The 23,571-nt window shown below is 68.4% G+C and carries 25 protein-coding genes; 10 read left to right on the top strand and 15 right to left on the bottom strand.

What is annotated here, in order from left to right; genetic code table 11:
* The first annotated feature begins 35 nt into the window (after positions 1-35).
* Complete coding sequence (locus tag ATL45_RS31920) at positions 36-746, top strand: hypothetical protein (RefSeq protein WP_093147225.1); 711 nt, start codon at positions 36-38, stop codon at positions 744-746.
* A gap of 21 nt (positions 747-767) precedes the next feature.
* Here ATL45_RS31920 and ATL45_RS31915 read toward each other — a convergent pair whose 3' ends face one another.
* Positions 768-1,553: an SDR family NAD(P)-dependent oxidoreductase gene (locus tag ATL45_RS31915; protein ID WP_093146015.1), complete on the bottom strand. Its 786-nt coding sequence runs from the start codon at positions 1,551-1,553 to the stop codon at positions 768-770.
* 314 nt (positions 1,554-1,867) lie between these two features.
* On the opposite strand from ATL45_RS31915, the gene ATL45_RS31910 reads away from it, so the two are divergent.
* Positions 1,868-2,614, top strand: a complete 747-nt coding sequence (locus tag ATL45_RS31910; RefSeq protein ID WP_093146016.1) for a GNAT family N-acetyltransferase — start codon at positions 1,868-1,870, stop codon at positions 2,612-2,614.
* 196 nt (positions 2,615-2,810) lie between these two features.
* Positions 2,811-3,863 (top strand): tryptophan--tRNA ligase, encoded by a 1,053-nt coding sequence (gene trpS / locus ATL45_RS31905; protein ID WP_093146017.1) that lies wholly within the window; start codon positions 2,811-2,813, stop codon positions 3,861-3,863.
* 49 nt (positions 3,864-3,912) lie between these two features.
* On the opposite strand, the gene ATL45_RS31900 is transcribed toward trpS, so the two are convergent.
* The gene (locus ATL45_RS31900; protein ID WP_093146018.1) at positions 3,913-4,596 is read right to left on the bottom strand and encodes an ABC transporter ATP-binding protein; all 684 of its coding nucleotides are present in this window, start codon (positions 4,594-4,596) and stop codon (positions 3,913-3,915) included.
* Positions 4,593-5,660 (bottom strand): ABC transporter permease, encoded by a 1,068-nt coding sequence (locus tag ATL45_RS31895; RefSeq protein WP_093146019.1) that lies wholly within the window; start codon positions 5,658-5,660, stop codon positions 4,593-4,595. Before ATL45_RS31895 ends, ATL45_RS31900 begins: the two co-directional genes overlap by 4 nt.
* A 165-nt stretch (positions 5,661-5,825) precedes the next feature.
* Between ATL45_RS31895 and ATL45_RS31890 the strand changes: the two genes are divergently transcribed.
* Both ATL45_RS31890 and ATL45_RS31885 read left to right on the top strand, forming a co-directional pair.
* Positions 5,826-7,106, top strand: a complete 1,281-nt coding sequence (locus tag ATL45_RS31890) for a sensor histidine kinase (protein WP_211841343.1) — start codon at positions 5,826-5,828, stop codon at positions 7,104-7,106.
* Positions 7,103-7,738, top strand: coding sequence for a response regulator (locus ATL45_RS31885; protein WP_093146021.1), 636 nt, complete (start codon positions 7,103-7,105; stop codon positions 7,736-7,738). The genes ATL45_RS31890 and ATL45_RS31885 overlap by 4 nt, the downstream gene beginning before the upstream one ends.
* Positions 7,739-7,780: 42 nt before the next feature.
* Here ATL45_RS31885 and ATL45_RS31880 read toward each other — a convergent pair whose 3' ends face one another.
* Positions 7,781-8,353 (bottom strand): ASCH domain-containing protein, encoded by a 573-nt coding sequence (locus tag ATL45_RS31880; protein ID WP_093146022.1) that lies wholly within the window; start codon positions 8,351-8,353, stop codon positions 7,781-7,783.
* Between the two features lie 110 nt (positions 8,354-8,463).
* On the opposite strand from ATL45_RS31880, the gene ATL45_RS31875 reads away from it, so the two are divergent.
* Both ATL45_RS31875 and ATL45_RS31870 read left to right on the top strand, forming a co-directional pair.
* The gene (locus ATL45_RS31875) at positions 8,464-9,186 is read left to right on the top strand and encodes a 3-keto-5-aminohexanoate cleavage protein (RefSeq protein WP_093146023.1); all 723 of its coding nucleotides are present in this window, start codon (positions 8,464-8,466) and stop codon (positions 9,184-9,186) included.
* A gap of 29 nt (positions 9,187-9,215) precedes the next feature.
* Complete coding sequence (locus ATL45_RS31870; RefSeq protein WP_093147227.1) at positions 9,216-9,587, top strand: PaaI family thioesterase; 372 nt, start codon at positions 9,216-9,218, stop codon at positions 9,585-9,587.
* On the opposite strand, the gene ATL45_RS31865 is transcribed toward ATL45_RS31870, so the two are convergent.
* The 4 genes from ATL45_RS31865 to ATL45_RS31850 form a co-directional block, all read right to left on the bottom strand.
* Entirely contained in the window at positions 9,584-10,363 is a 780-nt protein-coding gene (locus tag ATL45_RS31865; RefSeq protein WP_093146024.1) for a MerR family transcriptional regulator, read from the bottom strand. The genes ATL45_RS31870 and ATL45_RS31865 overlap by 4 nt on opposite strands.
* 4 nt (positions 10,364-10,367) lie before the next feature.
* The gene (locus tag ATL45_RS31860; protein ID WP_093147228.1) at positions 10,368-11,561 is read right to left on the bottom strand and encodes a serine hydrolase domain-containing protein; all 1,194 of its coding nucleotides are present in this window, start codon (positions 11,559-11,561) and stop codon (positions 10,368-10,370) included.
* 107 nt (positions 11,562-11,668) lie between these two features.
* Positions 11,669-12,544 carry an alpha/beta fold hydrolase gene (locus ATL45_RS31855; RefSeq protein WP_093146025.1) on the bottom strand — a complete coding sequence of 292 codons (876 nt, stop codon included), beginning with the start codon at positions 12,542-12,544 and terminating at the stop codon, positions 11,669-11,671.
* Complete coding sequence (locus ATL45_RS31850; protein ID WP_093146026.1) at positions 12,541-13,212, bottom strand: TetR/AcrR family transcriptional regulator; 672 nt, start codon at positions 13,210-13,212, stop codon at positions 12,541-12,543. The genes ATL45_RS31855 and ATL45_RS31850 overlap by 4 nt, the downstream gene beginning before the upstream one ends.
* A gap of 200 nt (positions 13,213-13,412) precedes the next feature.
* On the opposite strand from ATL45_RS31850, the gene ATL45_RS31845 reads away from it, so the two are divergent.
* The gene (locus tag ATL45_RS31845; RefSeq protein WP_177241875.1) at positions 13,413-14,240 is read left to right on the top strand and encodes a GNAT family N-acetyltransferase; all 828 of its coding nucleotides are present in this window, start codon (positions 13,413-13,415) and stop codon (positions 14,238-14,240) included.
* 291 nt (positions 14,241-14,531) lie between these two features.
* On the opposite strand, the gene ATL45_RS31840 is transcribed toward ATL45_RS31845, so the two are convergent.
* From ATL45_RS31840 to ATL45_RS31815, 6 genes are all read right to left on the bottom strand, one after another.
* Complete coding sequence (locus ATL45_RS31840) at positions 14,532-15,446, bottom strand: TniQ family protein (protein ID WP_093146027.1); 915 nt, start codon at positions 15,444-15,446, stop codon at positions 14,532-14,534.
* Entirely contained in the window at positions 15,443-16,462 is a 1,020-nt protein-coding gene (locus ATL45_RS31835; protein ID WP_093146028.1) for a TniB family NTP-binding protein, read from the bottom strand. Before ATL45_RS31835 ends, ATL45_RS31840 begins: the two co-directional genes overlap by 4 nt.
* Entirely contained in the window at positions 16,450-18,471 is a 2,022-nt protein-coding gene (locus ATL45_RS31830; protein ID WP_246025670.1) for a TnsB C-terminal domain-containing protein, read from the bottom strand. The genes ATL45_RS31835 and ATL45_RS31830 overlap by 13 nt, the downstream gene beginning before the upstream one ends.
* Before the next feature lie 74 nt (positions 18,472-18,545).
* A complete protein-coding gene (locus tag ATL45_RS40295) occupies positions 18,546-19,250 on the bottom strand; it encodes a TnsA-like heteromeric transposase endonuclease subunit (RefSeq protein WP_211841341.1) in 705 nt (234 codons plus the stop codon).
* 1,047 nt (positions 19,251-20,297) lie between these two features.
* Positions 20,298-20,804: a putative immunity protein gene (locus ATL45_RS31820; RefSeq protein WP_093147233.1), complete on the bottom strand. Its 507-nt coding sequence runs from the start codon at positions 20,802-20,804 to the stop codon at positions 20,298-20,300.
* Between the two features lie 173 nt (positions 20,805-20,977).
* Entirely contained in the window at positions 20,978-21,361 is a 384-nt protein-coding gene (locus ATL45_RS31815; protein ID WP_093146030.1) for a winged helix-turn-helix transcriptional regulator, read from the bottom strand.
* Positions 21,362-21,463: 102 nt separating this feature from the next.
* Between ATL45_RS31815 and ATL45_RS31810 the strand changes: the two genes are divergently transcribed.
* Complete coding sequence (locus tag ATL45_RS31810) at positions 21,464-21,862, top strand: RidA family protein (protein WP_211841340.1); 399 nt, start codon at positions 21,464-21,466, stop codon at positions 21,860-21,862.
* A 42-nt stretch (positions 21,863-21,904) separates the two neighbouring features.
* On the opposite strand, the gene ATL45_RS31805 is transcribed toward ATL45_RS31810, so the two are convergent.
* Positions 21,905-22,213, bottom strand: a complete 309-nt coding sequence (locus tag ATL45_RS31805; protein ID WP_093146032.1) for a DUF6221 family protein — start codon at positions 22,211-22,213, stop codon at positions 21,905-21,907.
* Between the two features lie 193 nt (positions 22,214-22,406).
* Here ATL45_RS31805 and ATL45_RS31800 point away from each other — a divergent pair, with 193 nt between their 5' ends.
* Complete coding sequence (locus ATL45_RS31800) at positions 22,407-23,525, top strand: peptidoglycan recognition protein family protein (protein ID WP_246025668.1); 1,119 nt, start codon at positions 22,407-22,409, stop codon at positions 23,523-23,525.
* The last annotated feature ends 46 nt before the right edge of the window (positions 23,526-23,571 follow it).

The raw sequence follows: 23,571 nt of genomic DNA, 5'->3' as shown, positions 1-23,571 counted from the left end.
CGCACCTGCGGTGCTGCGGACTCGGGGGACCGGTGATGAGTGAGCTGACCGCGTACGAGACGACGTGGCTCGGGGTGCTGGAGGAACTGCGCGGGTGCCCGGAGATCAGGCTGGCGGTGGCCGAGCAGGGCGAACTGCGCGAGAACGAGGGCGCCGACCGGGTTTTCGGTGAGCTCGCCGAATGGGACGGCATCGCGCTGAACCCGGCGCTGAAGGAATGCCACCTGCGCTTCTCCGGGCTTGCGGCGGCCTGGGACGTTGCCGACCCCGAGTACGACGAGGATTCCCTCATCGCCGGGGAGTTCCACCTGGACAACATCTACCGGGCGATCCAGTTCGGGCCGCTCGTGGAGCGCTTGTACGACCCCACGCCCGACGAGGTGCGGCTCTACACCGAGCTGCGCAGTTTCGACGGAACACCGCAGGCCGGGGTCGGGCACCTGTCGATGCTGCGGATCCAGCCGGGCGTGGCGGATCCCGAGCTGTGGTTCGACACCACGACCAAGGGCCGCTACCGGATGGACCTCGACTACCCGGGCTACCTGGAGGCGTTGCGCACCACCAAAGGCACCTACGGCTGGCAGTTGTTGTTCACCGAGGCCTCGCTGGACGACGAGGGCGAGTTCGAGGTCTCCGGGCGGTTCGCGGAGATCATGCTCGAAGTCTTCCCGAGGCTGTTCCCCGAGCACGACTACGGGCCGCTGCGCGCCCGGCTGGCCGAACGCCGCCGGGGTTTCCGGGCGTGAACCTGCCGGTGTCGTGATGGGTCAGAGCATGCGTTTGCCGCCGCCTGCGTAGATGGTCTGGCCGGTGATCCAGCGGGCTTGGTGGGAGGCGAGGAAGACGGCCAGGTCGGCGATGTCGTCGGGGCGTCCGACGCGGCGCAGCGGGCTGAGCTCGGCCAGGCGGGCTCTGGTCGCCTCGTTGAGCCATCCGGTTTGCACCGGCCCGGGGGAGATGGTGTTGACGGTGGTGCCCGCGGGGCCGAATTCCGCGGCCGCTGCGCGGCTGAGCGATTCCAGCGCGTTCTTGGTGGCCGAGTGGGAGATCTCCTCGGCGGTGCCGGAGGCGGTGTCGGCGGAGACGTTGATGATGCGTCCCCAGTCGGCTCTGCGGCGCAGGTGGCGCCGGTGGAACTCGGCCATCAGCAGCGCGGGCGCGCGGGTGTTGACCGCGTGGTGGGCGTCCAGGCCGGTCGCGTCGATGGTGACCAGGTCGCGCACCGGGTTCGGCTGGAAGGTGTCGGGCACGCGGTGGGCGGCGTTGTTGATGAGGATCTCCACCGGCCCGAAGGTGGTTTCGGCGTGATCGAAGATCGCTGGTGCGGCGTCGGGCCAGGTCAGGTCGATGGCCAGGGATTCGGCCTCGGCGCCGTCGGCGCGCAGGGCGTCGCGCACGTGCTCGGTGCTGGTGCGGGTGCCCTGCGGGGTTTCGGCGAGTACGAGCTTGCAGCCCTGGCGGGCCAGGGCTCGGGCGATGGCCGCGCCGACGTCCAGCGGGCTGGTGGCACCGGTGATCACGGCGACGCGGTCGCGCAGGCGGGGGTCGATCACCGGGCGGTCCTTCCGTGGCCTCGGGTGCGGCCAGCACCCGCAACCGGCCGTAATACGTCCACTGTGGACTTGAGTGTGGGGGTGCGGGTCATGGCGGTGGTCTCTTCTCGGACGGGGCGACCGGAGTGCGGGCGCCCAGCGCAGAACCGGGGCAGCGGGGCTCGCGCCGGCCGGGCGTTCTTCGAGGCGATCTGCCCCGGGCGCCGGATCTCCGCGGCTTGTTGATCTTAGTGCACCGGCCGCGGCCGTCAATTCCCCACGATCGCGACCGAATTCGATTGCCTGCGCGAGATTTGCGGTGTAGATCTTGGCGAATGCTGCGAGAAGACGGTGCCTCCGACGGCGTCGTGGTGCTGCGCCAAGGCACCACGACGGTGTCCTACGCGCCGGTGACCGGCGTGCCGAGCATGGCCCAGGTGCTGGAGGCCAGCGGCCCGGACGTCCTCGCGGCGCTGGCCGCGGAGCTGCCCGGCTGGCAGATCTCGGTCCCCGAACAGCTCGGACGGCAGCTGGTGCTGGCCGGCGCGCGCATGGTGCGCCACGCCGCCACGATGCACCGCGACCTGCGCCGCGAACCGCCTCCACCGCAGTGGGCCGGGCAAACCCCGCAGGCACCGCTGCGGCTGGTGCCCTGCGACCGCCCGGCCAGCGCCCTGCTGCCCGCGCAGCGGCAGGCCTACCCGCCCGGGCACCCCGACTCCTTCGACGGCAGCGACCAGCAGCTGCTGACCGAGATGGTCCAGCCGCTGCTGAGCGGACGGGTGCTGGGCCCGGTGCTGGACTTCAGCGCGCTGGTCGTCGACGCCGACGACCAGGTGGTGGCCGGTCTGGTGGCCAACGACTTCAACGGCACGGCCTGGATCGGTGATGTCTTCCGCCGCCCCGGCGCCGCCTTCGCCGGGCTGGGCGGCCTCCTGCTGCGCCGCGCGCTGGCGCTGGCCGCAGCGCAGGGCTGGCCGGTGATGGGCCTGGCGGTCACCGTCGGCAACACGGCGCAGCAGCGCTACGAGAAGCTCGGTTTCACCACCACCGAGACCTCGATGAAGATCGTCGTGAGCTGAGCACGGTGCAGCGGGTACAGTGGCGGTCGTGATTCGCAGTTCGTGCCAGGCCTGGTGGCGCTCCGGTTAGGAGCGGCCGCCAGCTTTCGCGCACGACATCATGTGCGGGCCGTTCGGTTGAACGGCCCGTTCTCGTGTTCTCCCACGATCCGGCGGGACTTCGGCCGAAGCCCGCGGAGAGAAGACCGGGAGAACCATGACCAGCCTGATCGACACCGCCCCCGCCGCCCGCCGCAGCGCCGAGCTGGAACAGCTGATCCAGCAGCAGCCCGAGCGCTTCCGCGTGCTCACCGGTGACCGGCCCACGGGCTTGCTGCACCTGGGCCACTACTTCGGCACCCTGCACAACCGGGTCCGCCTGCAGCGCCAGGGCGTGGAGCTGATGGTGATCATCGCCGACTACCAGGTGCTCACCGACCGCGACATCGCCGAACACCTGCAGCAGCGGGTCGAGGACCTGGTGCTGGACTACCTGGCCGCGGGCATCGACCCGCAGCGGGCCACGATCTTCACCCACAGCGCCGTCACCGCGCTCAACCAGCTGCTGCTGCCGTTCCTGAGCCTGGTCTCGGTGGCCGAACTGGGCCGCAACCCGACGGTCAAGGACGAGATCGCGCACTCCCGGCAGAACGCCGTCAGCGGCCTGATGTTCACCTACCCCGTCCACCAGGCCGCCGACATCCTCTTCGGCAAGGCCAACCTGGTGCCGGTGGGCCAGGACCAGCTACCGCACCTGGAGCTGACCCGCACCATCGCGCGCCGCTTCAACGACCGCTACCGGCCGCTGTTCCCGCAGCCCGACGCACTGCTGTCCCCGGCACCGCTGCTGCTGGGCACCGACGGCACGAAGATGAGCAAGAGCCGCGGCAACGCGATCCTGCTCTCGGCCACCGCCGACGAGACCGCCCGCCAGATCCGCGGCGCCAAGACCGACTCCCAGCGCCACATCACCTACGACCCGCAGGACCGCCCGGAAGTGGCCAGCCTCCTGCTGCTGGCCGCGCTGTGCGGCGACCGCGATCCCCAGGAACTGGCCGAGGAGATCGGCTCCGGCGGTGCGGCGCTGCTCAAGAAGGTGGTGACCGAAGCCGTCAACGAACACCTGGCCCCGCTGCGGGCCCGCCGGGCCGAACTGGCCGCCGACCGCGCGCACCTGCGCGAGGTCCTGCGCCAGGGCAACGCCGCCGCCAACGCCCTGGCCGAGACCACCCTCGCCGAAGTGCGCGAAGCGATGGGCACCCACTACTGACCAGCACACCCGTGGTGCCCACCGCAGAGGGGCGGGCACCACGGGAGGCTCAGCGGCGGCCGCTGAGCGCGGTCAACCGCCCATCGCGCATCTCCACGACCTCATCGACCTGATCCAGGTGCTCGGTGTCGTGGGTGACCATCACGGTCGCGACCTGGTGCTGCCGGGTGACCTCGGCCAGCAGCTCCACGATCTGCGCACCGCGCTCGTGGTCGAGCGCCGCGGTCGGCTCATCGACCAGCAGCACCGCGGGCCGCCCGCTGAGTGCCCGGGCGATGTTCACCCGCTGCCGCTCCCCACCGGAGAGCTGGTGCGGACGCCGGTGCTGCTTGCCGTCCAAACCCACCGCGGCCAGCAGCTCCGCCGCGGCACGACGCTGCCGCCGCACCGACCCGCCGCGCATGTGGTGCACCGCCAGCAGCTGCTCGACAGCCGTCAACGACGCCAGCAGATTCGGCTGCTGGAAGACGATGCCCACCTTCTCCAACCGCAACCGGGCCCGCTGCGCCGCCGGCAGACCACCGGTGTCCACCCCATCGACGAGCACCCGCCCCGCATCCGGGCGCAGCAGCGTCGCGGCCACCGCCAGCAGGCTGGACTTGCCCGACCCCGACGGCCCCACCACGGCCACCAACTGCCCGGCAGCCACCTCCAGGCTCACCCCGTCCAGGGCCGTCAGCACCCGGTCACCATCGGGGTAGGTCAAACGCAGATCGGTCAGGACGAGACTCATCGGGCAGCTCCCAGCGCGGTCAACGGGTCGACGGAGGTGATGCGCCGCACCGCCAGCACGGCGCCGATCATGCCCAGCACGATCATCAGCGCCACCGGCAGCACGGTCGTGGCGGCGGTGAGCTGGAACGGCACGACCTGCGAGGCCAGCGCCCCCAGCCCGACACCCACCGCACCACCGAGACCGGCACCCAGCAGCAGCACGACCACCGACTGGGCCAGCGCATCGCGCAGCAAGTACCCGGTCGCCCCGCCCAACGCCTTGAGCACCGCGATGTCACCGCTGCGCTGGATCGTCCACACGGTCATGAACGCACCGATCACCAGCGCCGAGATCGCATACAACAGGCTCTGCATCATCAGCAGCGACCCGTTCTCCGAGGAGTAGGAACCGATACCCGCCAAACTCCCCGCCAACGTCTCCGAAGCGGTCCCGGCCGCCGCATCGGCAGCAGCCGGATCGGAGAGGTCGGCGGCGATCACGGTGGCCACCGCGGCATCCGCGCGGGACGGCCGCAGCTGCGACCACGTCTCCAGCGCCGTCCAGGCCACCGGGGTGTGGCTGTAGTAGGAGTCATCGACGATCCCGCCGATCCGCAACTCCTCGACACCGGCCTGCACCCGCTGGCCCACCGCCAGCCCCGCTTCCTCGGCCAGCTCCCGGCTGATCACCAGCTCACCCGGCACGACCGCGGCGGGGGACAGGCCCGCCTCGGCCGTCACCCCGAACACGGTGGCCGAGGCACCACCGGCCGGGGTGTCCAACCTGGTCTGGGTAATGCCCAGCGGCACGGCCCACCGCACGCCGGGCGCAGCGCGGTAAGCCGCCAGCTGCTCGGCGGTGACCGAGGAATCGGCGAAGGACTTCTCCGGGGCCTGCCCGTCGGCAGCCCCGAAGGCGATGTGGGTGGCGGGCAGCTGCGTGATCGCCGAGGTGGACTGGTGGGCCAGGCCCGCGGTCAGTCCCGACAACAGCACGATCAACAGCGTGATCAGCCCGACCACCGATCCCATGAGCGCGAACCGCCCCTTGGCGAAGCGGATGTCGCGGATGGCGAGGAACACGAGTGCTCTGCTTTCCGGTCGTGGTCGATTGCGCCTTCCAGCCTCGCCACCGCGAGCACCGCTGCCATCGCAGCGCCGATTGATTCCCCACCGCCATCGGGCGCAGCCCGGACTCAACCGAACGAACGATGCCGGCCCGCTGCCGCGATGGCTAGAAACGTCCTGGTGAGCACCCCACCGACCAGCCGCACCACTGCCCAGGAGGAACCCGGCACCGCGACTAAGGTGTCCACAGTGCCCGAGACGTCCTCCTCACCCGGACTGGTCGCCGTCCTGCGACTGGTGCGCCTGGCCTTCCACGCCGGCTTCCTGCTGCTGCTGGCCATCGCCACCGCACGGGTCTGGCTGACCCACCCCACCGGGGCCACCGGCTGGCTGGCCGCGGGCGGAGCCGCACTGCTCACGGTCGTCTACGGCTTCGGCGCCGTCCTGCGCCACGCCCTGCACCGCCGGTGGCTGGCGATGAGCTGGCTGGCCGCGGTGACCGCCGTCTGGGCCGCGCTGCTGGCCATCAGCCCCGACTTCTCCTGGCTGGCCTTCCCGCTGTTCTTCCTGCACCTGCACCTGCTGCGCGGACTGCACGCCCTGATCGCCGTGGTCGTGGTGACCGCACTCGTGGTGACCGCCCAGGGCTGGCGCACCGGCGCCTGGAGCGTGGGCATGGTGCTCGGCCCCATCATCGGAGCCGGCGTCGCCGTCATCATCACCTGGGGATACGCCGCCATCTACGCCGAGAACCAGCGCCGCCAAGCCCTCATCGACGACCTCACCCGCACCCGCGCCGAACTGGCCACCACCCAGCACCAGGCCGGGGTCGCCGCCGAGCGCGAACGCCTCGCCCGCGAAATCCACGACACCCTCGCCCAAGGCCTCTCCAGCATCATCCTGCTGCTGCGCGCCGCCGAAACCGCCCTGCCACCCGAAGCCGACAAGGCCCGCGCCCGCATCACCGAAGCCCACCGCACCGCCGCCGACAACCTCGACGAAGCCCGCCGCTTCGTCCGCGACCTGCGCCCACCCTCGCTCAGCGACGCCGGCCTGCCGCAAGCCCTGGACCGGCTGTGCCAGAACACCGCCCGCGAAACCGGCACCGACTGCCGCCTGCTCACCAACGGCGCACCGGTGGCGCTGCCCTCCAGCTACGAGGTGGCGCTGCTGCGCGCCGCCCAGACCAGCCTGTCCAACGTCACCCGCCACGCCGCCGCCACCACCGCCGTGGTCACCCTCGGCTACCTCGACACCGAAGTCACCCTCGACATCTACGACGACGGCACCGGATTCGACCCCACCACCGTGCGCCCCGCCCCCGACGGCACCGGCTACGGACTGACCGGCCTGCGCGAACGCATCACCGCCCTGGGTGGATCGATGGCGGTGGAATCCGCACCCGGCGACGGCACCGCGGTGGCCATCCGGCTGCCCCTGACCCCCGAGGAGATCCGGTGAAGGCCGACCCGCTGCGCATCCTGCTCGTCGACGACCACCCCGTGGTGCGCCGCGGCCTGCGCGCGATGTTCGACGACCGCCCCGACATGACCGTGGTCGCCGAAGCCGCCGACGGCCAAGCCGCCCTGGACACCCTCGCCGGCACCGACGTCGACATCGTCCTGATGGACCTGCAGATGCCCACCGGCATGGACGGCGTCACCGCCACCCGCCGCATCACCGCCGACGGCGGCCCACCGGTGCTCGTGCTCACCACCTACGACTCCGACGCCGACATCCTCGCCGCCGTCGAAGCCGGCGCCACCGGCTACATGCTCAAAGACGCCCCACCCGAAGAGCTCTGCCAAGCCGTGCAACTGGCCGCCCAAGGCCAGACCGCACTGGCCCCCGGCGTCGCAGCCCGACTGCTCGGCCACCTGCGCCGCCCCCAGCCCGCCCTGAGCCCCCGCGAAGTGGAGATCCTGCAGCTGCTCGCCCAAGGCCTGTCCAACCGCGCCCTGTCCAAAGCCCTGTTCATCAGCGAAGCCACCGTCAAAACCCACCTGGTGCACATCTACGACAAGCTCGACGTCGACAACCGCACCGCCGCCATCACCACCGCACTGCAACGCGGCATCATCCGCCCCCGCTGACCACCAGCAGCAAACGCACCGAAACGACGCGGGCCGACCCGGCTAGTCACCGCCCTCGAGGTAGGAACGACCGCGCGCCGACAGCTCGAACCCCACATCCACCTGCTCGACCAGCCCCAGCTCCCGCAACCGCCACACATCGGACTTGCACCGCGACACCGGGCGGTTGTGCTCCGCGGCCAGCTCCGCCGCCCGGATACCGGGCCGCCGCCGCAACACCTCCAGCACCTGCCGCGTCCACGGCCCGCGCGGAGCCGAAACGTCCAACCGCGCCAACTGCTGATCGATCACCGCCCGCTCACGCCCGCCCAGCACCACCGGCTCGACTGGTGGTCGCGGAGCCGGGCCCTCGAAGCTCAGCGTGAGGCGGTAGACCTCACCCCGGCCGTGCTTGGCCAACGAGGCCCGCAACCCCGCCGCCGAACCGAACCCCGCACGCCGCGCATCGTCATCGGTGAGCTGCCCGGGATCGACCCGGCTGACCTCACCGACACCGATCAACCCCACCACCGTGCTCAACCGGGTGCCCGCCTCGGCCAGCGGCGAAGGCCAGCGCAGGTAGGCCTCGCTGATCTCACCGGCGGCCACGCCCCGCAGGATCCGCTTGCTCAACACCCCACCCACGCTAACCGGACACCCACCGATGGTGGGACAGCACCACGCGATGATCACGAAACGCTCTCGCCAACTACCGCCCGCACATCCCACCAGGGGAGAATCGGGCCATGCTGCAGGTCTGCCTCAACGGCGCCCGGTCACCGCGCGAGCACTTCCACCTGCCCGTACACCCGGAAGAACTGGCCAAAGCCGCCGCCGACGCCGTGGCCGCCGGAGCCACCGACATCCACCTGCACCCCAAAGCCCCCGACGGCACCGACAGCCTCGACCCGCACCTGGTCGCCGCCACCCTGCGCGCGGTGCGAGCCGCCGCGCCCGGCATCCCCGTCGGCATCACCACCGGAGCCTGGACCGCACCCGACGCCGCCGCCCGCGTCCGCGCCATCCGGGCCTGGACCGTGCTGCCCGACCACGCCTCGGTCAACTGGCACGAACCCGGCGCCGACGACGTCGCCGCAGCCCTGCTCGAGCGCGGCATCGGCGTCGAAGCCGGGATCTACTCCGGCACCGACGCCGACCAGCAGTTCCGCAACTCACCGCACCGCCTGCGCGTGCTGCGCGTGCTCGCCGAGGTCACCGACCGCACCGCCCGCGGCGCGGCGGCCACCGCCGAAATTCTGCTGACCCGGCTGCGCCCGGCACCCGCCCCGATCCTGCTGCACGGCGAAGCCGCCGGAGCCTGGCCGGTGCTGGCCGCAGCCGCCCGCCACGGCCTGGCCACCCGCATCGGCCTGGAAGACACCCTCGCGCTGCCGAACGGCCAGATCGCCACCGACAACGCCGAACTCGTCACCGCGGCCATCACCCTGCTCGGCGAAGGAACACCGTGACCACCGACCACCAGCAGCTGATCGCCCTGATGCCCTTCGCCGAAGCCCTCGGCGTACACCTCACCGACGCCACGCCGCAAGAGGTCCGCGCCCACCTGGACTGGGCACCACAGCACTGCACCGCGGGAGGCGTGCTGCACGGGGGAGCGGTCATGACCCTGGCCGACGCCGCAGGCGCGATCTGCGCCTTCCTCAACCTTCCCGAAAGCGCGGGCACCGCCACCACCGAATCCAAGACCAACTTCTTCCGCGCTCTGCGCGACGGCACCCTGCACGCAGTGAGCCGCCCACTGCACGTGGGCCGCACCAGCATCACCGTGCAGACCGAACTGCTCGACACCGCAGGCCGCCGCATCGGCCACACCACCCAGACCCAAGCCGTCCTGGAAGCCCGCTCCTAACCCGCACCCGGCACGCGAACCCCGGCGGAGCGGAGCTTGGACTCCACGAGCGAGACCAGCCTGCCCGCAGCCGACCCGCGGTCGTCACCGTGGTGGGCGACCAACCGGTACCGCGTCGCGGTCTCCGAACGAGCCTGCAACCCGGTCACGATCTTCAACAGCGCGGGATCGGCGAGGCAGTGCTCGACGAAGGAGGTGACGAGCTCATCGATGCGCGGATCATCCGGTTCCCACGCCATGGCCTCGACACCGCGCTTGAACAGGGCGACGAACCGCGGATCGTCGAGCGCATGCTCGACGTGGCCGAGGTAGTCGTCGAAACCCTCCGGAACCAGAGCCCTGGCCAGCACCCAGCCCTCCCTGGTCGCCGCCACCTCCGCCGGCGGCAAGCCGAGCCCCGGCATCCGCTCCAGCAACGCCACCGCACGATCGGGCAGCAGCGCCCGATCACCATCGACGAGCCGGTGCAGCACGTCCCGCTGCGCGGCCAACTCCTCGATCCGCACGGTCAGCTGCCGCTCGACGTCGGCCAGCGCCGCGGCGAACACCGCGGCATCGGCGTCGAGCAGCATCCCGATCTCGGCCAGCGGCACCCCAGCAGCAGCCAGCGTCCGGACCCGCACCAGCCGCAACAACTCCGCCGACCCGTACCGCCGGTAACCGGAGCCATCGCGCTCCGGCTCCTCGACCAGACCGAGCTTGTGGTAGTGCCGCACCGTCTTCACCGTGACACCCACGAAGGCCGCCGCCTGCCCGATCGTGACCCCGTCGCTCATCGGCTCAGCCTGCCCCGACCTCGACCGCCTGCTGCGACCGGCCACCGCCGAACACCTCGTCGACGAGCCTGCGCTGAGCCTCGGCGAACGCCGGCCCGATGGACAGAGGCCCATCGTCCACGTAGTTCAGCGCAGCGGACAACGTCGTGCCACCGTCGAGCGAACTGCACATCAGCACCGAGTGACCCACGCTGGCCCCGTTGTGCGAGATGACTGTGCCACCGCTGCCCACGAACACCCCCAAGCCGTAACCCGTGTCCGGGAGGCCCGTCGGACGCGGGGCCCGCATCTCGGCCAGCAGCTCAGCAGGCAGGAGCTCACCCCTGTTGAGCGCCGAGAAGAACGTGCACAGGTCGCGGGTCGTCGAGATCATGTCACCACCGCTGGAGACCCACGACGGGTTCTGGCGGGTGACATCGACCGTCCGCTGCTCACCGGCGTCCTCGTACCGGTAGTAGGCGCGGGCGCACGGCTCGGGGATCTCCGCCGAATCCGGCACCACCGTGCCCGACAGCCCCAGCGGATCCAGGATCCGCCGCCGCATCTCCTCACCGACCGGGCAGCCGGTGACCGCTTCGACCAGCAGCCGGGCCAGCACGTAGTTGGTGTTGGAGTAGCTCCAGCCCGTCCCGGGCTCGAACCGCACCGGCCGGGACAACCCCTCCCGCACCAGCTCCTCCGGCTGGTAGGTGCGGAACCGGTTCTCCAGCCACTCCCTGCCGGTGGTGCCGTAGGGGATCGGGATCGCCTGCACGACCGTCCCGTCCTCGTAGACCTCGCCGGTGAAGTTGAACAGCCCGCTGGTGTGCTGCAGCAGCATCCGCACCGTGACCCGCCGGTCCAGCCCGAAGCCGGGCAGGTGATCGGCCACCGGGCTGTCCAGCCCGACACGGCCCTCACCCACCAGCTGCAGCACCAGGACAGCGGTGAAGGTCTTGGTGCTGCTGCCGACCCGGACGTGCCCGTCGACCGGCGGCGCCACCGTCCCGCCCAGCTCCGCCAGCCCGGCACTGCCCACCCATTCGCCCCGCTCATCGCGCACCCGCACCGACACCCCGGTGAACCCGGACTCGACGAGGTCCTCGATCGCCCGCCGCAGCTCCGGCCGGTCCCGCCCAGGAGCGGCCCCGCTGTCCGAAGTGGCCGCTCCCGCGGTGGTGGGCTTGCTCTGATCCTGACCGGAAAAAGTGGTGGACATGGCTTGATCCTTCGTCTCGGTGATACCGGCGTCCTGCCGCTGCACCGAGCTTCCACCCTGACCCGAGGTCAACCTCAACCATGAACTGGATCACAGCCGCCCGCAGCTCAGTCGAGCCCGTCCAGGAAGGAAACGACCGCCTCGGCGACGGCATCCGGCTGATCCAGCGGCGCCAGGTGCCCAGCACCGCCGATTTCGGCCAGCACCGCCCCAGGAGCCGACTCCACGGCTTGCCGCATCACCGCCCGGCTCACCAAGGTGTCTTCCTGCCCGTGCACCCACAACGACGGAACCCGCAGCCGCGGCAGCTCCGGGAGGTGGTTGAGCCGCATCCGCCGCGGCCCGAACGCAGCGATCTGCCAGTCGTCCAGCGCGCGTTCACCGTGCTCGGCCCGGCGCCGCGCCTCGGCCCCGATCAACTCCATCAGCGCCTCGAAGTCACGCGTGCTCTCACGCCGGGCGAACGTCCGGACCATCGAACGCCGCAGCATCGACGGCGAAGCCACCCACCGCGCCGACCAGCGCAGCAGGGGAGAGCACTGCAACAACAACCACGTCAGCCACTGCAGCGGCCGCTTGTCGTCCAAACCGCCCGGGTTGATCGCCACGAGCCCGGCGACCCGCTCCGGACGCGCCAAGGCGTAGCCGATGCCGATCCCACCGCCCATCGACAAACCCACCAGCACAGCGCGGGAGACACCGAGGTGATCCAGCAACTCCTCGACAACCCGCTCCATCCGCGCCTGATCGAGCACCCCCTCCCACGGGCGCGACCCGCCGTGCCGCGGCAGATCCACCGCCACCACCCGCCGGTCACGGGCCAGCACCGGCATCAGGTGCCGCCAGGTCAGCTCCGCGGTGTCGAGCATCGCCCCGTGCAGCAGCACCACGCACGGCGCGCCCACCGGCCCCGCCTGGTACACCCGCAACGGCCCCTGCGCCAGGTCGACGTCCTGGTACTCAGCGAAAAAATCGGCGGTCATGCTTCTCCAATCTGGTCGGCGAGCAGATCCAGCAACCGCGAATGAGCCCGGTGCGCGGCCACCGGATCACCGTCACCCCCCACCTCCCACCCGGTGGCGACCAGCCCGGCCATCGACTCCACCGCCCGGCCCAACTGCTCACCGCTCAGAGCCCCCACCGTCGCCGAAGCGTTCGCCAAACCCACGGCGAACACCGACATCACCAGCGAGGCCACCGCCGGATCCAGATCAGCGCGCAGCATCCCCGCCCGGCTCAGCTCGGCGACGTAGTCGGACAGCCACTCCATCCGCGGCCGGTACCGCTGCGGCCCCTTCTCCCGCAGGTAACCGCCCAGCGCACCGTCATCGGCCAGGTAGCAGGCGAGCATGAGCTCATCGCCCAGCAACGCCTCCAGCCCGAACCGGTAGACCGCCGACAGCGACACCGGCTGCGCGCTGCCGTCCACCCGGTCGCGCACCGCCTGCGTCAGAGCCCGCGCGGAGCGGACGAGCAACGCGTCCAGCAACGCCTCCTTGGAGGGGAAGTCCAGGTAGACGGCCCCTTTGCCGACTCCAGCGCGGCGGGCGATCTCGGCGATGGTGGTGTGCTGGTAGCCCTTCTCCAGCACGATCGCCCGCGCCTGGTCCAGGATCACGTTCGCGCGATCGGGAATGGTCGCACGGGGCATGGAACCTCCCACAGGTCGTAGTGACCAAAATTCTACGTCCAGTCACTACGACTGCGCCCGCCGCACCACGAGGAACGGAAACCCGTTGCTGTGCGCGAAAGGCACCCGCTCCTCGTCGATGATCGCCAGAATCGGGGGAGAGGCACCGCAATGCGACACCGACGTTCCCGCCCGACGACCGGCTCACCCGAGGAGGACTGGTGACGATCCCGGCGGACTCCCTCGAATCGATGCACCAGCTCACCGTCGCCTGGCGAGCGGTGGTGCTCGACCAGAACCCGCACGGCGACGTCCGAGACCTCCCGGGCATCGCCGTGCGCTGGGCCGACTGCCAGTTCCCGCTCTGGAACTGCATCGCGCTCACCGACATCGCCCCAGACGCGGCGCTTGTCGCGGAACACCTGAGCCACGCCGCGGACATCATGCGCACCAAGACGTTCCCCGGCCTGGTCGCCGTTTTCGAAGATCTCCTCACCGACGACGCTCGCGCGACGCTGGGCTCCGCAGCCGAGCGGGCAGGTCTCCACCACGCCTTCTCCGGAACGGGCATGGCCGCAGACCCGCTGCCCGCGCCGCAGCCGGAACACCCCGACCTGACTTTCGTGCGGGTGCGCACCGAAGCCCAGTTGTGCGACTACGCCGACCTCAACTCGCGAGCCCAAGGTTTCCCTCTGGAAGCGGGTCGAGATGGCCTGACCGGCTCCACGTTGTGGGAGACCCGGGTGCACGCCTACTTGGGTCTGCGCAACGGTGTCCCGGTGACGTGTGCCGCGACGACGGAAGCCGCAGGCCGCCTCTTCGTCATGCTCGTCGCCACCGACCCGCGATGGCAGCGCAGAGGCTACGGCGCAGCGGTGACGCGAAAAGCGCTCCACGAAGGCGCGAAGGCCACCGGCCTGACCCGAGCAACGCTGCACGCAACACCCGCCGGAGCGCCGGTGTACGCGCGAATGGGCTTCAAACCGAACTCACCGATCCACTTCTACGGCCTGCGAACCGAAAGACCAGGGGAGAGGCCGACGACCTGAGAACGAGATCCGCAAGAAGACGGCCGGCGGCAGACATCGTGATCAATCGGAGCCCGGCGGTCGGGACACGTCGTTGCGCGGACGGCGACGGAGCACGGACGACAGCACAGCCGCAGAGCGAACTGGCAAGGCTTGTCGCGCGGACGAAACTGGTTTGGCATCAACGGATGTCCGTTCTCAGTGAACTTGAGCCACCGCTAGCGTGCTGACCTGCGGTGGCTCAAGTTCACTGAGAAACTTCCGTCGCCGAATTCTCAGTCATCCTGGGCCATCTTGTCGTTTCCGGTGGCCTTACCGGAACGTCTCGAACGGTTGTTTGCCGAAGGCGGCGAGGTCGGGCTGTTGGTAGTGCAGCCAGGAAAGGATCGGATCGCTTGCGCCGCTCGGGTTGTATCCGGGAACGACGTGGGCCCGCACTTGATCGACCAACTCCTCGGTGAACTCGTAGGGCAAGGTGGCCTCGCGCCATCGAGGCATGGTGAAGATCTCGGTCAGGGCGACGACCTCGGGATAGTGAATCGTCTGCGTAAGGGCGATCGAGACCTGAAGGATTGGCTGGCCATGCAGTGCGGCGTGCCGGCGATCTCGTGCCTGCCCGTGTTCGCCGCGTAGACGCCACATATCGGCGATGCGACGTGCGTGATGGAAAGCGTCATGAACAGCTCGACGCCCGTAGCGGCGGATCAGGGAGTTGTGGCGCCGCTGGGCCTCGATGATCTCTGGTACGTCGTTGAGGTCGGCTTGGTCGTTGGGTGCATCGGCGCCGGGGCCTATCCACAGACCGTGTCGTAGACACACGTTCTGGTCATGACGCATCCAGACCGCAACGGGAGAGCTGATCATCTTGCTGGCCATGCAGCGTCGGCAAGCTGGGCGGGTCACGTTGGGGCTCCCCGCCAGGGTCCGTCCCTTGAGCGTCTTCTTGTCGTGTCCCTGATATCCCTTGTGTAGCTCGGGAAGTGCGTGGGCTATCGCGGTTTCCGAGGAATCTGTGGCTGCGGCCAGCGACTCAATCGACACCCGGATCGACTTGCTCGTTGCCGATCCCTCCGGGGCAAGGTGTTGCCGGAGATCCTCAACCTCCAGGTGGTTCGCCGCCGCCAGCCGCGCAACGTAGGACGCGACGGTTTCATCCGAAACGGGTGGTCGTCTCCGTGGCAATGGATGCAGCCACGGCGCGGGCCAACGAACAGCAGGCACGCTCATCGACCGCTGCTTGCTCGACGTACAGCGGATTCAGCAGCGTGGTCAGTGCGGATCGTGTCCAGTAGTTCTCGCGTGACCGCTTCGCTTTCGTTCAAGATGGCCATGGTCGATGACGCTCGGACCAAGCGGGCCAAGCTCCCGATCATTCCTCCGGTTCGCTGATGCAGGTACTTCGCTTGAGCGACAAGAGCGCCAGGCTCGTGGCGGTGCAGGCGCAGAGTGGTCTCCATTCCAGCGACCAGCTGCTTCCACTCATCGTGATACGGGAAAGGAGCCGTGTTGATCAGGCTGCACCGGCCCGCCAGCTGCTTTCCCCGAACGCCGGTGAAGATCCCCGACCGTTCGACCTCGATGCCCGCATAGACGAAGGTAGCGGGGAGGTGCTCGGTGAAGTACTTCATGTGGTCGGAATGATCCTCGCCAACGCTGGTCGCCATATTGATGTTGTGCAGCTCGTCGACGATCACGATGTCGCAGCGAGCGTCGATCAGGATCTGGCAGACGGCATCGGCGATATCTGTGGCGTTCTTCCTGGCCGACACCGGCAGGCCAAGAAAACGGGCGAACTCCATCGCGAGCTTCCGCGGCGACCCTTTGGGAGGTGCTGTCACATAGACCACCGGGATCCGATCAGACTTCGGAAACCGTCGGCGAGTCCGAAGCTCATGGAGCCGACCTAACTGCTTGAGTGCAGTCGTCTTACCGGTCGCCGCACCACCAGAGACGATCAGTCCCTGCCGGGCACCGTTTTCACGCTGGTTGATCAACGTGAGCAGTCGGCCCTCGTTGGTGACCTCTTCGATCGCCGACGTGGTCACGACGACGAGTTCCGCATGGTGAGCGATGCGAGCCTCGTCGTAGGCGATTCGATCATTCTCCGAAAGAGATTTCCAGTCGCCGTCCGGGAGTATCTCGAACTCGGGCGGATCAGACTCCACGAACCGCCGCCAACCTTCCAAGGTCGTGGTCGGTTGCCGACGGTCCTCCAACTGGTTGGCTTCGTTCAGAACCGCCACTTCTCGGCCTCCTTGCGGGCATCGAACACCGGCAACGGAATAACCTCCGCTATCGGCTCGTCTGCTGCGTCTACATCGTCGTCACTGGTTGTTGAGACCTCAGGGATCTGCTCCTCCGGCGGTTCCTGGGGCCGGGGTTCAGCTGATTTGTTGGTGGCGCGGGTACGACCGGCAACCCGGCGCTGCCTCGTGCTCTCCTTCGGGTCCATATCCGGACCTTGCTCGGCCTTATCCAGCAGAGCAGCCGCCGCTTCGGCGATCTCAGCTTCAGTTGCCGCGTCCTGGCCGCGCTGAGCCAGAACCGTTCGCGCGTGTTGCCAAGCCAGTTCCCCGAAAGGCGCCGGCATGCTGCGCATATGCTTCCAGGCGACGGTGATCCATCCACCGTCGTGGTGGTTACGGACCCAAACGCGGGTGACGTCGTAAGGGTCGTAGTGGACCTCCCACAGCCCCTTCTTCCGCTCGACTCCAGAATGCTGACGGCGGTACGGGCCGAGCGCCTTGCAGTCATAGGTGCGGCGGTTGAGCCTGATCCCGTACTTGTTGATCGCGTTCCACGAAACCGGGAGGAGCTCGATGTAATCATCAGCACTCAACGGCACCGGAACGTAACCCGCGACCTCCACCAAAGCGGCGTACTGCTCGTTGGGGGTCAGCGCCTTATCCGGCGTGACTGGGTGCCGAAGACCGTCATGCGGCCTGTTCTGCCACGAGGCAACAATCCATTCATCCAGCAACGCCTGGAGCTCAATGATCGACCACACCGCACCCTGATCGGCGTTCTCGCCGCGTCGTTCCACGCTGGACCCGACATACCCGGCGACATACTGCGCGAACAGGGTCCCCACCGAGTCGAAGCTGCGTTCCACAACCCCCTTTTCCCAAGGCGACCCCTTGTGCGTGGGCTGAAAGTTGATGCCCATCGCCCGGCAAGCCGACTGGAACGTCCGCGAGATATAGGCCTTCCCGTGGTCACACACGATCGTTTCAGGAACGATCACAGGCCGGGCCGCAGCATGCTCCAGCCTCTCATCCACATCGGTCAAACGCCGATGCGGCAGAACCGAACGCGACATACGCAACGCATCTACCCAACCCGGCCTCATCGGTTCAGGAGTCAGCGTTTTCGCCAGCAAGACGGCCGCGTCGACCGCCTTCGTCGTCGGTCTCAACACGGCCGCGGAGATCGTTCGCGTGGCCAGATCCACGATCCACGTCAGCTCAGCCCGGTCAACCAGACCGTTGTCGAGAACGACCCGAACATCAATCGTCGTCGAATCGATCTGCATCCATTCGCCCGGCCGATACGCCATGACCGAACCAAAAAGGCGATCAGGCTGTTTAGCCAGCGACCGCCTGGTCTTGGCCGAACCGAACGTGTGCTTGCCCTGCGACAGCCGTTTCACCAGCCGGTAAAAGGTCGCATGAGCAGGCAATGGGGGAGCACCGTCGCCGTGGACTTCGACCAGGATCTGCTCGACCCTGCGCCTGAGCCGAACAACCGTCCCGGTGGAGCGATCGGCCTCTTCAGCAATGGCCCGCCGGATCGCCTCGACAACCCGTTCGTCCGCACGCCCCGCCGGCCGACTCGGCCGAGCGGTTCGTTGGTCCACCAGGCCCCAAAGCCCCTCCTTCTCATAGGCAAGTCTCAACCGTTTGACCTTGCTGAAACTGACCTTGTGCCCAGCTGCTGTAAGCTCGGCGACCTTCGCCAGCTCACGCTGCCGCAACGAGCGCCGAGCGGGGTCGTACTCCGCACTCGCATTCACCGTCGGCTCATGTTCAGGCGGAAGTCCAGTAAGGACCTCGACGATGTGGCGTTCCCACCACTGAGCTTCCTCCGCGACCGCCTCGGGAACACCATCGAGCAGCCCCGCCGGCGGCAGGGGAGCAGCACCTCGTCGAGACGGGGACATCAACGCGAAACCCGGATCCGCCAGCAAAACCGCCAACGGCACAACCGAAGTTTCACCAACCACATCGGCCAACCGAACCGTACTGCCGGTCACCGCTTCCACCGTGTGCAGTCCACCCCTGAACTGGACATCATCACCGACATGGAGAGATCGCGGTCGGGAAACCGTCACCTCTTATCACCACCACGGCACCACACCAACGAAGACGCGGACAGGGGAGAGGACTGCAAATCAACCTCCAGCGAACGTGCCCACAGCAAGTGGAACAACGTCGGCAGAACAGCGATCGGATCTCCGACTCGAAGTACCCCATCAAGCAAAGGAGTCGGAGTGCGAAACGCCTGTCGAAGGTCCGTCGCTCGACCAGCGTGCAGACAGCGAGGATGCCGGTACCCGGCGAGCCACCGCACGTTGGAAGCCCACACGCTGTCCAGTTCACCGACCCGGCGAAACGTCCAGCCGACAGAGGCACAAGCCTGTTCGGTAGCAGCGAAAGCGGCCTCATCGTCAGGCTTGATCGAGTCATCGGCGCGGACATCGACCACGACACCTGTGCCATCGCGAAGGCGAGCGAAGTAGTCCGGGACGTGCGAGCGATTCCTCTTGCCATCGTCCCAGGACAACCGGAACGGCTGCGAGGAGAACCCCACAACGGAGGCATCGAAGTCCAGTGCCATCACGTGGTCTCGTTCCATCCATGACTCGAAGCCCACGTGATCAGCCGTCGTTGAGGACCACCAAAGCCCGGAGAAGCTCCGTTTCCCGCGGTACGAAGAGAACTTCCGTACAGGCGACACCGTCTCGAACGGCACCGTCCAGCACGACGAGAGGGGCGCGGACTGCGCAGACCCGTCCGCGCCAACGAACGCCATGTCGAAAACCGAGCCAGGAGCTAACCGGCTCGCCGCCAGTGAACCAGCCACTCGCAACCCCAACCATGTTCTCGGCCTGTGCAGTGTGGCCCATCTTAGTGAGAGAGATCGACCAATGGCTCAAGTTCAGTGATAGTGGCCCAGGTTGAATGAGAGACGACAACAACGGAGCCCGAGGTGGCCGGAGGAGAGGGTGGAGCGCCGCCGATCAACTCTACTTAACATAATGTACATTATCGGCGTTTCGGCGACCTGCGGAGATGACCTCGGGAAGGGTCTCCGGCGGCGCCGCTGATGTGAGGCGCATGCGGCTGATGGCCTGTCGGGCAATCGTTGCGTGCAGCGGCTTGTCGCGTTGGTTCGGTGCGGACGGATGGCCGTCGGCATTCGCGAGCGCCTGCGGGCGGCCGTCTGGCGATGTGCGGTCCGGCGCGGCTCGCGCCTTGGCAAAGTCGCACCTGGCTGCCCCCTGGGTGCTGGGTTGGCTTGCTGGCGCGGCGTTTCGAGGTCATGCCCATCCGACTATTAACGTCACAGTGACAAAACAAGGTTGATGGAACTGGACGTTCGTCTGCGGCACTGAGCGGATCCGGCTCGGCGGATCTTGATCAACGGACCCTATGCCTGGCTGGGCTCCGATGATCGGCAATCCACACGTCGTGGCCGCCATCGGCCGACTCGACATGCTCAGCGGAGTGATCGACGCGCTTCGCGTGAACGACGGATGGGCGCCTGAGCGTGAAGCCCGGCTGATCAACGTGTGCGGGGGCGCTCCTCGATCCCCCGGAGCGGGCCTCCTCCGCTCGGGAACCCACTTCTCCATTTGATGGATAATGTTGATTATCCATCAAATGGAGAAAGCTCACGCAACGATGAGCTGGCTCGCTACAGCCACTCTCGGTTGACCGTCCTCGTCCGCGCGCCTCAGAGGTTCGAGTCTGCACGTCTCCTCGACCACCGGCCTCGCATCGCTACGGGCCGGACTGGCTGAACGCTCCCTGGAGCAGCTCCTGCGCCCCTCCCCGCCCGCCGCTGCTGCGGGGCCGGTTATCGCAGTGATTGGTCCAGGTGTCGCAGCAGGTCCCCTACCCGCCCGCGGCCGCCTGGCGCGTTCGGGTAGCGCGCCAGGACCTCCACCACGGTGCGGTCGGCGAGGTCTCGGGCGGTCTCGATGTAGGTGTTGCCGACGGTCGGGTCGTCGCCTGCTTCGAGTTCGAGCGCCCGGGCGGTGTGGGCCGCTGCTCCGAGGATGTGCAGAACTTGGGTCGCTTTGGCCAGCGGGTGCAGGTATGCCGCGCTGGCTGCGGCGACGGCAGCGCGTGCGGCTTCACCGGCCGCGCGTTGCCCGGCGTCTCGGGCTTCCTGGAACGCACGGTGTGCCGCCCATGCGCTGTCGCGGATCTCCTTGGTTCGCTTGGCTCCTCCAGCGAAGGTCTGCGCTACCTCGATCGCGGTCCGGGTTCGTCGGTCGCCGGGGCGTGCGCGTTCGAAGACCTCCGTCGCGGGCCTCGCGCAGGCTACGGCGTAGCCCGTGACGGCGCGCAGTTCGGCCATGCTGAGCTCGATGGTCAGGTTCTCGTCAGCCACGTTCACGCTGTTCAACGGTATCGTTGAAGATTCGGTTGAGCCTTACTGGCGATAGCAGCACGAAAGTCCAACAGAACCCTCAAAGCAGCAAGGATGCGATCACTTCGACTCCCCTGCCCCGCCGTGCGCGAGGGCGGTGATCAGCTCGTGAAGCGGTGGCGGGCTTTCTCGATGTGATCGAGGTACTGGTGGGTCCAGCCGCAGATGGCGTCGACGGTGGCGCGCAGGGCTCGGCCCGGTTCGGTGAGGGTGTAGTCGACGCGGGGCGGCACGGTCGGGTGCACGGTTCGTTCCAGCAGGCCGTTGCGCTCCAGCATGCGCAGGTTCTGGGTGAGCATCTTGTGGCTGATGCCTTCGACTTCGTTGCGCAGTTCGCTGAAGCGGCGGGTGTCCTCGCCGAGGGCTTCGATGATCAGCAGCGCCCACTTGTTGGCGACGTCGGAGAAGATCTCCCTGGCCAGGGAGTCGGCGCGCCGCAGGTCGGCGTCTTCGGGCAGACCTGCGAGCTGGTGCTTGGTCACCATCGGGTTCCTCTGTTTCGGAAAAGTGCGTTCTTCCAGGTCGGCACACACTCTCCTACGGTTTCCGAGTAACCACAAGAGAGCGTGAAGGAAGGGTGAGCACTGTTGGTCATCGATGTCTACAGCCACGACGTGCCCGCGGAGGGCGAGTTCGGCTACTCGCAGGCGATCCGCTCCGGTGAGCTGATCCACGTCTCCGGGCAGCTGTCGCTGGACGAGTCGGGCGAGTTCGTCCACGCCGACGATTTCGGCGCGCAGCTGGAGCGGACCTACCTCAACGCGGACCGGGTTCTGCAGCACTACGGTGCCACCCGCGACCAGGTCGTCTCGCAGACCGTGTACGTGGTGGGCCTGCAGCGCCATGCCGCGGCGGTGGCGAAGGGCAATCTGGCGTACTTCGGTGCTCACCGGCCGGTGAGCACCGTCGTGGGCATCTCGGAGCTGACCTTCCCGGGCCAGGTGGTCGAGCTCGCTTTCCTCGTCGACACCGGGCTGCCTGCCTGATCCGGTCCCGGGCGCTCGCCGGTGCGGCGGGTGCCCGGGGTCTCAGGGGCGCCAGCGCGGGGCGTAGCCGGGGCGGTCGGTGTAGGGCAGGCCGATCAGGGCTCGGGTGGGGCAGCCTCGTTCGTCCTCGGGCGGGTAGCTCTCCCCCAGTTCGTCGCAGGGGCCTTCGCCGGTGCCGCAGTGCTGGTGGGTGGTGAGCAGACGGGTTTTGAGCTCGCACTCGCGGAAGCCGCGGATGGGGGTGATCAGGCAGGTGTGGTGGGTGCCGGTTTCGGCGTCCTGCCTGGCTCGGCGCAGCAGTTCGAGGTCGATGTCCAGCTGGCGGTGCAGGAACTGGGCGAACCGGTCCATCTGTCGCACTCCCGGTGTCCGCTGTGGTGGTCGGTCACAGGCAGGGACATGGTGGCGGCTCGGTGATGACGTCGTTCAGCGGGTGATCTTGCCCGTGTTGTGGGTTGTTGTCGGATTGGTGGCGGGTTGTCGCCAAGAATTCCCGTGCGCGGGTGGCGCTTCTTAGGGTCGGCGCGGATCTGATCGTTCCGACGTGCGGGAGTTCGGCATGGTGTTGCGCGGTGTTCAGGTGGCCCGGCGGGTGTTGCTGGCCGGTGGGTTGGCGGCCACGGCGGTGGGTGTTTCGGGGATTCCGGTGTGGGCGTCGTCGTCGCGGCGGGCGGCGCCGGAGATCGCTTCGACGTCGGATTGGCAGGCGCGGGAGCCGAGTTCTCCGGTGCAGGTGCTCGACGTGAAGCCGGTGAAGATCGTGGTGCACCACACCGCGACGCCCAACAGCGAGGACACCTCGCAGGAGCACGCGATGGAGCTGGCGCGCCAGATCCAGGACTTCCACATGGATTCCAACGGGTGGCTCGACACCGGGCAGAACTTCACCAACTCCCGGGGTGGCTGGCTGCTGGAGGGCCGGCACAAGAGCTTGTCGGTGCTGACCGCGGGTGAGCAGCACGTGCTGGGCGCGCATGCGGGTGAGCAGAACTCGGAGTCTTTGGGGATCGAGAACGAGGGCACCTACATCGATGCCGAGGTGCCGGATGCGCTGTGGGACTCGTTGGTGGAGTTGTGCGCGTACATGGTGGCGCAGTACGGGATCGAGCCGGGTGAGATCTACGGGCACCGGGATTTCATGGCTACCGAGTGCCCGGGTGAGGTGCTTTACGCGCGATTACCGGAGTTGCGGGAGGCGGTGGGTGCTGCCGCGGGCAAGGTGGTGGCGCAGCCGGTGGTGTGGCCGTTGCTGCGGTCGGGTTCGGCGGGTCCGCGGGTGAGCGCGTTGCAGCTGTTGTTGCGGGCGCGGGGTGAGTCGGTGCCGGTGGACGGTGTGTTCGGCGGGCGGACGCAGGAGGTGGCGGCCCGGCTGGCCGGTGAGCTGGGTGCCACGGGTGCGGAGTGCTCCGGAACGCGGGTGGCCGAGCCGGGGTTGTTCGGTGGTCGTGGTTGGGACGGTCTGGTTCCGGTGGTCGGCGGTGGTGCGTCGGGTGATGTGGTGCGTGCGGTGCAGACGTTGTTGATCTCCGGTGGCTGGTACGTGCCGGCGGATGCGCGGTTCTCCGACCGGATGGTGTCGGTGGTGCGGGAGTTCCAGGCTGCTGGTGGGCTGGCGGTGACCGGTGTGGTGGACCGGGCGACGTGGCAGCGCCTGCTGGCGTGATCGGTCAGGGGTCGTAGAGCACGGCGCAGGTGATCAGCAGGGCGAG

Source organism: Saccharopolyspora antimicrobica (genome assembly GCF_003635025.1).
In the GTDB taxonomy this organism is placed as follows: Bacteria; Actinomycetota; Actinomycetes; order Mycobacteriales; family Pseudonocardiaceae; genus Saccharopolyspora; species Saccharopolyspora antimicrobica.
Note: the sequence above shows the minus strand (reverse complement) of the source record. Positions and strands in the feature narration are given on the sequence as shown.

Excerpts from the sequence above, each read along its gene's own strand:
- ATL45_RS31850 (WP_093146026.1), bottom strand. The coding sequence starts at position 13,212 with ATGCCCCGTGCGACCATTCCCGATCGCGCGAACGTGATCCTGGACCAG.
- ATL45_RS31860 (WP_093147228.1), bottom strand. The coding sequence starts at position 11,561 with ATGTCCACCACTTTTTCCGGTCAGGATCAGAGCAAGCCCACCACCGCG.
- ATL45_RS31815 (WP_093146030.1), bottom strand. The coding sequence starts at position 21,361 with ATGGTGACCAAGCACCAGCTCGCAGGTCTGCCCGAAGACGCCGACCTG.
- ATL45_RS31875 (WP_093146023.1), top strand. The coding sequence starts at position 8,464 with ATGCTGCAGGTCTGCCTCAACGGCGCCCGGTCACCGCGCGAGCACTTC.
- ATL45_RS31805 (WP_093146032.1), bottom strand. The coding sequence starts at position 22,213 with ATGGACCGGTTCGCCCAGTTCCTGCACCGCCAGCTGGACATCGACCTC.
- ATL45_RS31920 (WP_093147225.1), top strand. The coding sequence starts at position 36 with ATGAGTGAGCTGACCGCGTACGAGACGACGTGGCTCGGGGTGCTGGAG.
- ATL45_RS31855 (WP_093146025.1), bottom strand. The coding sequence starts at position 12,544 with ATGACCGCCGATTTTTTCGCTGAGTACCAGGACGTCGACCTGGCGCAG.
- ATL45_RS40295 (WP_211841341.1), bottom strand. The coding sequence starts at position 19,250 with ATGGCGTTCGTTGGCGCGGACGGGTCTGCGCAGTCCGCGCCCCTCTCG.
- trpS (WP_093146017.1), top strand. The coding sequence starts at position 2,811 with ATGACCAGCCTGATCGACACCGCCCCCGCCGCCCGCCGCAGCGCCGAG.
- ATL45_RS31820 (WP_093147233.1), bottom strand. The coding sequence starts at position 20,804 with ATGGCCGAACTGCGCGCCGTCACGGGCTACGCCGTAGCCTGCGCGAGG.
- ATL45_RS31870 (WP_093147227.1), top strand. The coding sequence starts at position 9,216 with ATGCCCTTCGCCGAAGCCCTCGGCGTACACCTCACCGACGCCACGCCG.
- ATL45_RS31865 (WP_093146024.1), bottom strand. The coding sequence starts at position 10,363 with ATGAGCGACGGGGTCACGATCGGGCAGGCGGCGGCCTTCGTGGGTGTC.
- ATL45_RS31840 (WP_093146027.1), bottom strand. The coding sequence starts at position 15,446 with ATGAGCGTGCCTGCTGTTCGTTGGCCCGCGCCGTGGCTGCATCCATTG.
- ATL45_RS31910 (WP_093146016.1), top strand. The coding sequence starts at position 1,868 with ATGCTGCGAGAAGACGGTGCCTCCGACGGCGTCGTGGTGCTGCGCCAA.
- ATL45_RS31900 (WP_093146018.1), bottom strand. The coding sequence starts at position 4,596 with ATGAGTCTCGTCCTGACCGATCTGCGTTTGACCTACCCCGATGGTGAC.